Below are 10921 nucleotides of genomic sequence, written 5' to 3' on the forward strand. Positions count from 1 at the left end.
TAGTTTACAATGATTTCTTGATTAAGGGTATCATCATGTAGCCTTGTTCTTTACTTGATAATCTATAGTAGAAAATAGCGGTACTACTCAAGCCATGCAAAGTTACCTGATTGAACATTGATACTCATTTTCCTTTGTAATTTATCTATAGATTCGGTTTAGAATTGACATGTGAAGCAGACCAACAACCGTCAACAATTTGCATATTGTATCGTGTCAAAAAATAAGCTGAATCGGGGAGTATAAGTGCTATGCCCATATTTATGGAAATTGAATGGTGATTTAATTTAAAACCCCCCCCCCCCCGAAACGCAAAATTTTGCGTTTCGGTATCAACAGATTCAGGCAGAGAGAGCATTTCGAATATTTTACTGGCACTTAAATTCTCCGACATCGGAGAAAATTGTTCATATGCCTGAATAGCTGAATCATTCGCTTATAAAATAACTTCAGTGTGTAGAAGGAAGTGCTACAGCATTATTTGGAAATTAAACAAGCGTTTTGGGTGTAAACTATCCCCCTTTATTCAATTCAACACCAATATATGGTTATTAAATCACAAAAAAGCCTAGACATAAATCATCTAAGCCGCAGTGTGTACGTAGTGTACACATGATTATTATGAGAATGCTCTTTCAATTGCTGTAATCATTTCTTGTTCATCTGGTTTAGAATAGCGGCGTGTTACATTTACATCTTTATGCCCAGCCATTTCAGCCACGGCTGCAATATCATTTCCTGATTTAACAAGGGTACGCACAAATGTATGTCTGAGTGCATGGGGATGCGTTCCATACTTACTTAGCATATGCTGTACCGTTCTAATTGAAATACGTTTACGTTCATTACTGATAAACAAGGCTTCGTTTTCATCCGTCCTTGAGTCAAGGTATTTACTGATATGGTAACGCACGTCAACAGCCAGTGGTAAAGAACGTGACTCGCCACCTTTACTTTTGCGTACAATCAATTTCCCTCCACGTTCTGACATAGTTACATCACTACGATTGAGTGAACATAGTTCAGACACACGTAAGTATGCAAAATGGGAAGCAGTGAGATAAAACTCCTTGCTTCCCATTATGCTTAATTTGCGAATAAATGTTCTTTCAACCACTGCCTATAAAACTGCAGTTGCTCCTTGGTGTGAAAATAATGTTTTCCATGCTTCATCACTTTTAGTTGGCAATGAAATCGGCTTGCAAATGTAGATATTACATCATATTCACATAAGTCATCTTCAGAACCATAAAGAATGGCAGTTGGCTTATTCCATGTATCAACCGGATGTGATTTAACATAGCAGTAATAATCCCAATAAAGCGTTTGTCCAATGGGTGTAGATATTTCTCTTTCAACTTTTAATCTATCCTCACTTACACTGAACCATGTCATCATATTTTTGATTATTCTCTCCATATCCAGCACTGGAGAAAGAAACAGGCATTGTTTAAGTGGGAAATTATTATAAGCAAGCAAACTAAAATACGCACCCATGCTACAAGCGAAGATACTGATGTCATCCGATTGCTTTTGTGTGTAACGCATGATTATGTCAAGATCATCAACACAATTTTGAACTTTACAGGCGTATGCTTCTTCTTTGCGGTCACCATGTTCAGGCAAATCAAAACTAATGACTTGATACCCTTGTACCGTTGCTTCTTCAGCAAATATAACGATCGCATCATCTGCCTTGTTTGACATATTACCGTGGATAGCTATAAATATCTTATCTGATTTACCACCCCACAAAATTGCCGGGATACCCTCTATTTTCAATTCTTGTTTTATCATTACTTTATCCTCGCTTAAAACAGCCAGTTGTATGTTGTCTCCCTGTTCAAAATGTTCTTTGCGATTCCACTGCTCCAAATTTATTTTGTTAGAATTCATGATTATCCTCCTAAAAGTAGTAGTATGTGTTTTTAACCTTTAGGAGCTGTCTTGTCTGTCAGTACCATACTTTCACCCGATTCCGAATTTTTTAATTGAGTGCTATACCATATGATATTACAATGGTAATAAAAACCAAACTGCAAATAGCCCCACAGGAGGATGTTAGCACCCAAGAATTACATGACTGCACTCTCTATCATCAAATTCAATACCGACCATTTTATCTGTGGTAACACCTATCGCTGTGTCTGGGCTTTGCGTGAGTATCTTACCCGTAACTGTTAATATGAGAATAGCTGAAGCTGGAACTCAGGCTTTCTACATTATGTCATAACCCTTGATATCACTGAGTTTAACGCTATGTTAAATGTTCACCTCTCCACAAAATACCTATTCGTCATATACCAAACTTTCCCTTTAATCGTATCAACCATACCCTTCTTGTTATCCAGAAAACAATATCGCCACTTTCGTTACAGCCCCATTTGTTCCTCTTGTATGCAGACTCCTCAACATAAGAAGCTCCACATTTACATTACTGATTATATGCGTCTGTTAACTGTTGATTACCCGATTTAGCGACTTGATTGACATCGTTAATTTCTTATTTGCGTCTTATATAGGAGAAATCTTTGATGACGGTATTAAATTCTATATTAACTATAACATTACATAGTAAATATGGATTTATATCGTGAGACTCGGCTTTGTAAATAACTAAAAGGCAATTTTAACACAGAAAGCTTTCAGTTAATCGTTTATAGATTTATCAATTAACAAATGAAAAGCCTTGAGTTTTAATATATATGAAACATCAGTAATAAAGACGTGACTGGACCGATTATTCATTACAACTAAGGAAACCAGTACACGCCTCAAACTTACCGAAATGTGGTCATACAAGTATTTTAAGAAGTGAATAGAGTCCAATACTCTATTTAATAAAGTAATCCAAGCTCTCTCCCCCGCTCTACAGCCTCTACTCGGTTAGATACCTGGAGTTTCGCGTAAATATTGATGACGTGAGATTTAACTGTAGCTAATGAAATACACAGCATAACTCCTATCTCTTTGTTACTACGTCCCTTGGCTAACACTTGAAGTACCTCAAGCTCACGCTCACTGAGAATGGCTTTTTCACGCTCCTTAGGTGATACGGGCAAAGATACTTGCATTTTTGATTGTTCCAAGAGTGTCTGTATAAGCTGTGCAAAGCATTTTTCTTTGGAATTTAATTCCTGATCCGGATCTTTCAAAAATAGACCGAAATAAGGGCGAAGTCTCTCCATCTCCAAACAAAAAGGAGACAGGTACTCGTTTTCATATCCGTAATGAACAGCTTCTCGGAGTACTTGAAACAATTCTTTTCCCGGCACGCTTGATGCAGAAGCTATCAGAGTCATCTTTAATAATAACCCTTCTACCAGAATGGTTCGAATTCCATGTTTTCTTGCATGAGGCAGTAATACGTCAAGGTGCTGATAGGCAAGCTCTTTTTCTCCTCTTGCTACGCGAATCCGAGCACACGCCAAACGATCTTCCAAGCGTATAAAAGCTTTGGAGTGTGGTTCTTCGACTCTATTCAATAGTTCATTTTCCATTTCAATGTTACTCAATCCATACCTGAGCATGTATTTTAAAATAGACGTAAAATAGGTAGGACTTTGATAAAGGGGAAATTTCTTAAGTTCCTCCAGTAATTCAATCGCGCGTGTGTTATCGCCGTGAAGTACTCGAAGTTCCATTTCGTTATATAAGTATGCACTTTTTAATTGACTGTCATCGTCGAAAAATATTTGTTTAGCCGTAGCAATTGACTCTTCAGCCAATTCAAGCTTCATCATCTTTAATTGGATGCCAGTTAGCCCGATCCAGTTGATAACTTTCATTGGATGTAGCATAGGATAATTCTCACAAAGATCAAACATGATTTCATACAGTGACAGACATGCCGAAAATTCACCTAACGTTTCCAGCACTTGGGCTTGGCTGCTCAAGATAGAAAAGCGCAAAAAAGGATTTGGCGACAATTTTTCCAACCGTTTTGCTTGATTGAGCCAATTCATGGCTGTCGCAAATTGATCTTTAAGCGACAACATTGTACCACCAGTTACCAAAATAATGGCACGCGTAACTGCATCCATTTCTAAAGATTCCCAGTTTCCGAGCCATTCCATTCCAACAGGTAGATCAAAAACTTCATCTCCTAGCATAAAACGACACAACTGAAACAAGCTCCCTAATCCATCTCCCTCTTGCTGTGGTGTTAAATTTATGATTTGCCTCATATCTTCAATTTCTAAGTTACAAAAGTGATAAAACAACCGCTGAAACATAAGTGGGCGACTGCAAGATAAAATGTCAAGCGGAATTTGCCGAAGGTACGTCCAATTGGGGAAGTGATGTCCTGTTGCTAATAATAAACGTATAGCTTCTTTATAAGCCTCAGCCCACAAATAATGCTGGAGGCTCTCTTCACTACTTCCCATTCGTTCATAAGCTTCTGCTGCTCTAAGATGGAGCGATCGTACTGTATCTTCTCCTTGCTCGCGAAGCTTTGCCCTTAAAAAATCCCCAAATACCTGATGATAACGATATAAACCTTCTTCCTCATCCACGGTGATCACAAACAAATGCTTTTCTACCAACCTTGTGATAATCACCGCCGCATCATTAATGCCGAGCATCCAATTACATATCTTTTCATTGAAATATGCAAGCACAGATGTCTGAAGCATGAACTGTTGCTCCCACTCCGATACCGACCGCAAAATCTCATTAGACAAATAATCAACCATGTATCTGTTCAAGATTCCGACTGGCTCCGTCAAAGTATGCGTATGGTGAACAACCGCAAGAGCAGACAGTTGTAAGCCGCCCACCCATCCTTCAGCCCATTGATACAACTTGTGAATAGTTGAGGGTTCGAGTGTTAAACTAAGCGTTTGAGTCAGAAATAATTTCGCTTCTTCGTGGGTAAATGCTAATTCGCGTTCGTTAACCTCCAGGTATTTTCCCGACATGGCAAGCTCTCCCAAATATAACCTTGGAGTTTCTCTGGTCAGCAGAACAATGCGGATTGATTCGGGACTGAAGCGAAGAAAAAATGTCAGACTTTGAAGTAAGGTCGTGTCATCAATAAAGTGAAAATCATCTAATACCAGCGTTCCTACTGCTCTGCATTCCTCCAACCGATTGACTAGTAGCACAAGCAGGTGATCCAAATTAGGCTTTTGGGATAGTGCGTCAAACATTGTACGCAAGTGCTCTGGCTCTTGTCCTAACAGTCCCTTTAACGCTTCTAAAACGTAATACCAAAAAGAACGCGCGTCGTTATTCGCTTCGTCAAGCGTAATCCAATACCATCCAAGATTTGGCCGCTCGCTCATGTAGGATGTCATAAGTGTGGTTTTTCCACTTCCTGCTGAGCCTTGCACGACCAAAACCTTGTGATCAGAGAGTCTATCAAGTTTCCGATACAATTCAGGACGCGGGACATATTGCTTACGTAATGCGGGTGCTTTCAATTTGGCAGAAAGCAGCTGAAAACTACCCATCTTTTCTTTTCACCTGCCTCAGTTCGTGTGAGAATATCTAATTTTACTATAACACGAAATTCCGAAGTTACCCGTAGAATCCTTTACGAAAACGGTTCTTACAAATGAGCCACCCTGCCGCCGCCAACACTGCGGACGCTACAATCACATAAAGTGCGTGCTCCCAATACAACCCTACTGCTCCTTTTAACTCCATTTCTTGAACGAGCGTTATAAAATGCTGTTGTGGGAAAACACTTGTAATAACCTTCATAACACCGTTCTCATGAGCAATTGTGTAAAAGCTGCCCGAAAGCACTGAACTTAAAAGAATAATGGCTGAAGATAATGATAGCCCATTATCAGAATTCTCGATCCACGCTGCCATAAACAGAGCAAAAGATACTGCTAACAGCGCAGGCAAGACAAGAAGTAAAGAGTATGTGCCAAGACCAAATCCGATATTAATTCCTACAGCTTTCGCTAGGGCTAACACTAGCCATGTCGGAACATAAACAGCCATAAATCCAAATAGACATTGTGCTGACAAATAGGGAACAATTCCTGCAGGAGATACGGCAGTCCGTCGAAACGTGCCCGTTTTTTTGTCATCCGAAAACAACTGTAAATAGAACAAAGCTTGAATAAGCAGGAACATGGTAAGGTAACCCAATATGTTGGTCCCAATTCCTCTTTGAGGCATTACAGGCAACGGCGCATGCGGGCGGACAATCGCTTGCTCTAGCTGCTGCTTAAATTCATCTGATTTCAATGATTCAATACGATGAGAGCCGTCGCTATTGAAAGTAACCACTGCATCATATCTATTTTTTACCAGCTCAGATTTAGGTGGCGGCGGCTGCTGCAAATATTGAATCCGATACTGCTCTGAGCTGAGGGTCAAACTCACTTTTTGGCTTGTTACCACTGCTAAGGTGCCTTTCAATTCTGATTGAGCTGTAAAATAGATTGCCAGCGCCATTGATGCCAACGTCATTATTAGGGTAATCACAATAACATTCCTGCGGTTCCACATACGAAGGGAATGATTGCAAAAAATTCGAAAGGTCGTTTTCATATATAGTCCTCCGTTTTGAAAGTTCGTTTACAGCCCCATAAGAGTAGTAGGGACGCTATAACAAAGCTTAACAGTGTTGGTAGAAACAAGCTGAAATCTCCGTCGTAAACGATACGTAACACAGTTTCAACGACCCATTTGACTGGGGAGAAAAAGGATATGACTTCCGCCGTCCTACCGAGGCCGTCTAATTGGAAAAACAAACCACCCAGTATTGCGAGCACGCTGTTTATTATCGAAAGAATTTTGTTTGTTAATTCCTCACCTTTAAAGAGACAACAGAATAGGACACCGAGTGCAGATGAAAACAAATCGAAACAAAGAAGTACAACAGCTGTGTAAACTGCGGAGGTTCCACCTAGCCGAATGTTAAACACGAGTTGAAGTAGTGCTACAAGTACAATGGAGCAAAGGCCTGTAAATAGGAACGTGGCCGCAGTTTTGGACAAGTAAATGAACGACTTTGGGATCGGTGCGTACAATATGCGAAGATTGCTACGTTTCACATTTTGATCCATAAAACTATTTGCAGCCGTCATGGATACGTTTAAAGCGCTGTAAATTAGAATCGTCACGCCATAGTAATCGTAAGAGGTAACGTCACTTCCACCATATAGCCCTCCACCCAAATAACCAAGCACAAAGATTAAAAGTAGTGGAAAAATAGTGTTACTCAAGATAAGTGAGACATTCGTAGCCAAGTTGATAAAATCCCGCTTAAGAATAATGGAAAATGGAAATAGCAGCCCCGTTTTTTTTCTCGAATCGGTCATTGTCTTTTCCTCCTAATCCCGAAGCGTACGACCAGTCAAATTGAGAAAAACCATCTCCAGACTGGGCGAAAAGCCTGTCAGATTAATAATTTTAAGTCCATTTGAGGTTATGTTCACAATGATTTGGTCCAGATTTTCAATCCCTTTTAGAGTTGAGATGTGAATCCGGTTTCCGACGATGTCTACTTTCTTAACGCCGTCGATTCGGTATAGATCAATATCAGGCATTTCATTTATTTCTTCAACCTCTACTTCGTAACGTTTCTCATCGGCAAGCCGTTCCTTTAATTCTTCTTTGGTACCGGAAGCGATAACCTCGCCGTGATCAATAATCAATATTCGAGTAGATATTTCCTCCACTTCTTCCATGTAGTGTGTCGTATAGATGATCGTTGCTCCCTCGTCTCTCAGCTTGCGGATTGATCCAAGAATATGGTTTCGAGACTGGGGATCAATACCTACCGTCGGTTCGTCCATAATAATCATTTTAGGACGATGCGCGATGGCACAAGCCATGTTGAGCCTCCGCTTCATTCCTCCAGAGTATGTCTTCGGTTTATCTTTACGCCGGTCCGTCAATCCGACGATTTCAAGCGCTTCATTTGTACCTTGCTCTAGTTCCGTACCCGTCAAACCATATAGCGAAGCAAAAAAACGAACGTTAGCTTCGGCTGATATGTCCTCATACACCGCTAAATCCTGTGGAACAATTCCAAGTTCACGTTTGTATTGGCTCATTAGCTGTTCCACTGGCTCTCCACAGTATCGGATATTTCCCTGGTCCCCGCGCAGCGAGGTAGACAAAATATTGATTGTTGTAGTCTTTCCTGCCCCATTAGGGCCAAGAAAACATAAAATTTCACCTTGATGCACATCGAACGTTACATTGTTCAGCGCCGTGCGGCTACCAAAGCTTTTGCTTAGCTCGCTTACTTCGATGATAGGTGAATTAGAGATCATAACAGCACCACTCCTCTTATTTTATGTTCTCATCTTACCGCGCAAGCCAATATAATAAATCAACCAAAGGGTCGATTCATAAGGTTGATTTTCCCCTCTAAGACAGTTTCATCCTCTGATGTTTATCGACTCATGCTCCACCAATATTCCATATCAAACCGTTTGAAGCATTTCATCATCTTCCTACGTTTTTGTCCAGTTCCGTACTTCAACAGAATATATCTCAAAATTTTTGCTTGTGGTACCCACATGGTCGGATTAAAGGCGTATAATTATTGAAGGAGCTTGCCGTTTTGCAAGCTCCTTCAATAATTAATACCCTACTGCCAATGTTTTATGTCAAACGTACCTATACCAATAACTCCCGAGATTTCTGACCCTGTATGTGTTGTTATCCGCTTGGCGCGGGGGAGAAATCCTTGATCAAGAACCGTGGTTTCTATAGCAGGTAAGAGTACGTCAATCCCTCCGGTCCCGCAATGAACATTAATTCGCTCCCTACCTGTTAGTTCAGTCCAGCCCAATGTAGCGCTTCCTCCCGTCAGCCGGATATCCGCATCACCACGAAGCTCATTCATTGAGACATCTCCAGTACTTAACTTTATCTGTACGTTAGAGGACTCTGTAATCCCGGCCACCTCTCCGAATGTACCCTCAACCTTGATAGTGCCTCGTCCTCCATCTAAAACTAGAACTCCGGCCGTGAATTTAGCTTGTACATTCCTCTTAAGCCCCGAAATTGGATTTGAGTCTAGGTTACTTAACGTAGTAAGCTAGATGAAGAACCAGTGGAGGGGATTTTTTATGCAACGGAGACGTTTTACGATGGAGTTCAAACAGCAAGTGATTCAAGAAGCCAGAGAAGTTGGGAATGCTTCACAAGTAGCGCGCCGCCAAAATTGAAATAGCCGACAAATGGATTAAGCTGGGGCATGCAGTGAGCCGCATTCTGCGGATCGTCGGTGTGAGCGAACAGATTTATTATTACCGTAAGAAACAGCCAAGCAACCAGACCTCTGTGAAACACAAAGGCGGTCGTCCTGTGCCTGGTTTCTCCATGACCAAGACTGGCGTACCGATGAGTGACGGCCAGATCCAGGAATGGCTCTGTGAGCTGCTAAACGACGAAACGGAGGTCTATGGTTATCGCAAGCTGACGATCTGCTTACAGCGTGAGCATCACTTGGTCATTAACAAGAAGAAAGTATACCGGTTGCTTGCTAAAATGAAGATGCTTCAGCCACAACGAAGAAAGCGCCTGAAACATCCGCGCAAACTGGCGAATAACCGCGAGATTAAGACCTCAAACGAGCTCTGGGAAATGGACATTAAGTATGGCTACATCGCAGGAGAGCAGCGCTTCTTCTACTTACTGTGCGTCATAGATGTCTTAGACCGTGAGGTCATCGATTTCCACATGGGACTGTCCTGTGAAGGTAAACATGCAGCAGGTTTGATTCAGCGCACCTTGTGGCAGCGACAGCTCTTTGAGACCGAACAGCGCCCCGTGATTCGCACCGACAACGGACCGCAATTCATTTCCCACGTCTTTGAGGAGGCGTGTGTAACACATGACGTGACACACGAGAGAATCCCTCCAAAGACGCCTAACAAGAATGCACATATTGAATCCTTCCACAGTTTGTTGGAAGCAGAATGTCTGCAGCGGTACGAGTTCAGTAGCTACCGAGAGGCATACGAAACGGTGACGAGCTATATTCGATTTTACAATGAGCGGCGAATGCACGGAAGCCTCTATGATTTAGCACCGAAGCAGTTCCGCCAAGCCATAGCTATGCAGTAAGTGCAGGCTAAGACCGTTAAAGTGTGAGAAAACCATGAAAAACTAAGCCATCGCTATATTAAGTGACTTAGACTCAAAAGTTCGGGTGTTTAACCGCTTTTGTGAGGACATTGACCTTAAATGTCCTACCGATGGCAGAGTCACGGCATTTGCATCGTTCTTTGTCCAGACTTAAGTGTACTCACGGTTCATCATGAATGCCGTTCCTTACGTGGATTATCCGATGTTCGGCATGTCATATGGCGTTACATTGAAGGTTGTCAGCGGCTAAGAGCGCAAGTGTTAACGGCAACTGGTCCGTTAATGAAGCAAGGGAGTTATTTTTCTATTCCAAACTTTGCTATTGATATAGAGTTTGATTATACTTTAGCCACTATAGAATCGCGTATTTCTACCGAGGAGGGATCAAATTACGATGAATTTAGCCGTCAAGTTGATGCAAAAATTCAAAGACCACGATACCCAGAATAAGCTGAAAGGCTATCGGGACAAAGCGGAGCTCATTAAGAAACGGAATTTGGAAGCATGGGACGATCAGCGGCTGAAATCAGAATCTCTCAGGCTGAAAAAGGAAGCAAAATCAGGTACGCCTTTGGATGAGCTGCTTGTCGATGCCTATGCGCTAGTCTGCGAGGCAACGAAGCGAAAGCTCGGATTACAGCCTTACGATGTCCAGATCATGGCTGCCATCGCTCTGCATGAGGGGTTTTTGATCGAGCAGCATACCGGTGAAGGAAAAACGCTCTCTGCTGTTATGCCTGCTTATCTAAATGCGCTGACCGGCGAAGGTGTTCATGTGCTGACTTTTAACGATTATTTGGCAAATCGAGATGTGGAGTGGATGGGCCCGATCTATCGTTTCCTCGGGTTA

At 41.7% G+C, this 10921-nt stretch carries 8 protein-coding genes and 1 pseudogene; 2 read left to right on the forward strand and 7 right to left on the reverse strand.

What is annotated here, in order from left to right:
- Positions 1-619: 619 nt before the first annotated feature.
- The 7 genes from L693_RS0115510 to L693_RS30650 all read right to left on the reverse strand — a co-directional run bounded on the left by L693_RS0115510 (position 620) and on the right by L693_RS30650 (position 8824).
- Complete coding sequence (locus tag L693_RS0115510) at positions 620-1117, reverse strand: tyrosine-type recombinase/integrase (protein ID WP_025718051.1); 498 nt, start codon at positions 1115-1117, stop codon at positions 620-622.
- Positions 1087-1797: an alpha/beta hydrolase gene (locus tag L693_RS0115515; RefSeq protein WP_025718053.1), complete on the reverse strand. Its 711-nt coding sequence runs from the start codon at positions 1795-1797 to the stop codon at positions 1087-1089. The genes L693_RS0115510 and L693_RS0115515 overlap by 31 nt, the downstream gene beginning before the upstream one ends.
- 1040 nt (positions 1798-2837) lie before the next feature.
- On the reverse strand, positions 2838-5456 hold the full coding sequence (locus tag L693_RS0115520; RefSeq protein ID WP_025718055.1) for a LuxR C-terminal-related transcriptional regulator: 2619 nt from the start codon (positions 5454-5456) through the stop codon (positions 2838-2840).
- A 67-nt stretch (positions 5457-5523) separates the two neighbouring features.
- Entirely contained in the window at positions 5524-6513 is a 990-nt protein-coding gene (locus tag L693_RS0115525) for an ABC transporter permease (protein ID WP_025718056.1), read from the reverse strand.
- On the reverse strand, positions 6510-7286 hold the full coding sequence (locus L693_RS0115530) for an ABC transporter permease (protein ID WP_025718058.1): 777 nt from the start codon (positions 7284-7286) through the stop codon (positions 6510-6512). Before L693_RS0115530 ends, L693_RS0115525 begins: the two co-directional genes overlap by 4 nt.
- Before the next feature lie 12 nt (positions 7287-7298).
- Positions 7299-8246 (reverse strand): ABC transporter ATP-binding protein, encoded by a 948-nt coding sequence (locus tag L693_RS0115535; RefSeq protein ID WP_025718060.1) that lies wholly within the window; start codon positions 8244-8246, stop codon positions 7299-7301.
- A gap of 320 nt (positions 8247-8566) precedes the next feature.
- Entirely contained in the window at positions 8567-8824 is a 258-nt protein-coding gene (locus L693_RS30650) for a hypothetical protein (protein ID WP_049825177.1), read from the reverse strand.
- Between the two features lie 359 nt (positions 8825-9183).
- On the opposite strand from L693_RS30650, the gene L693_RS0115550 reads away from it, so the two are divergent.
- Together L693_RS0115550 and L693_RS28190 are read left to right on the forward strand one after the other, a co-directional pair.
- Positions 9184-10050, forward strand: coding sequence for an IS3 family transposase (locus tag L693_RS0115550; protein ID WP_081752151.1), 867 nt, complete (start codon positions 9184-9186; stop codon positions 10048-10050).
- A 415-nt stretch (positions 10051-10465) separates the two neighbouring features.
- Positions 10466-10921, forward strand: a pseudogene (locus tag L693_RS28190) (accessory Sec system translocase SecA2); the annotation flags it as partial.

The sequence above is a fragment of the Paenibacillus sp. 1-18 genome (genome assembly GCF_000520755.1).
GTDB classification, from domain to species: Bacteria; Bacillota; Bacilli; order Paenibacillales; family Paenibacillaceae; genus Paenibacillus; species Paenibacillus brasilensis.

Coding starts and splice junctions, on each gene's coding strand:
- L693_RS0115520 (WP_025718055.1), bottom strand. CDS start 5,456: ATGGGTAGTTTTCAGCTGCTTTCTGCCAAATTGAAAGCACCCGCATTA.
- L693_RS0115535 (WP_025718060.1), bottom strand. CDS start 8,246: ATGATCTCTAATTCACCTATCATCGAAGTAAGCGAGCTAAGCAAAAGC.
- L693_RS0115515 (WP_025718053.1), bottom strand. CDS start 1,797: ATGATAAAACAAGAATTGAAAATAGAGGGTATCCCGGCAATTTTGTGG.
- L693_RS30650 (WP_049825177.1), bottom strand. CDS start 8,824: ATGAATGAGCTTCGTGGTGATGCGGATATCCGGCTGACGGGAGGAAGC.
- L693_RS0115530 (WP_025718058.1), bottom strand. CDS start 7,286: ATGACCGATTCGAGAAAAAAAACGGGGCTGCTATTTCCATTTTCCATT.
- L693_RS0115525 (WP_025718056.1), bottom strand. CDS start 6,513: ATGAAAACGACCTTTCGAATTTTTTGCAATCATTCCCTTCGTATGTGG.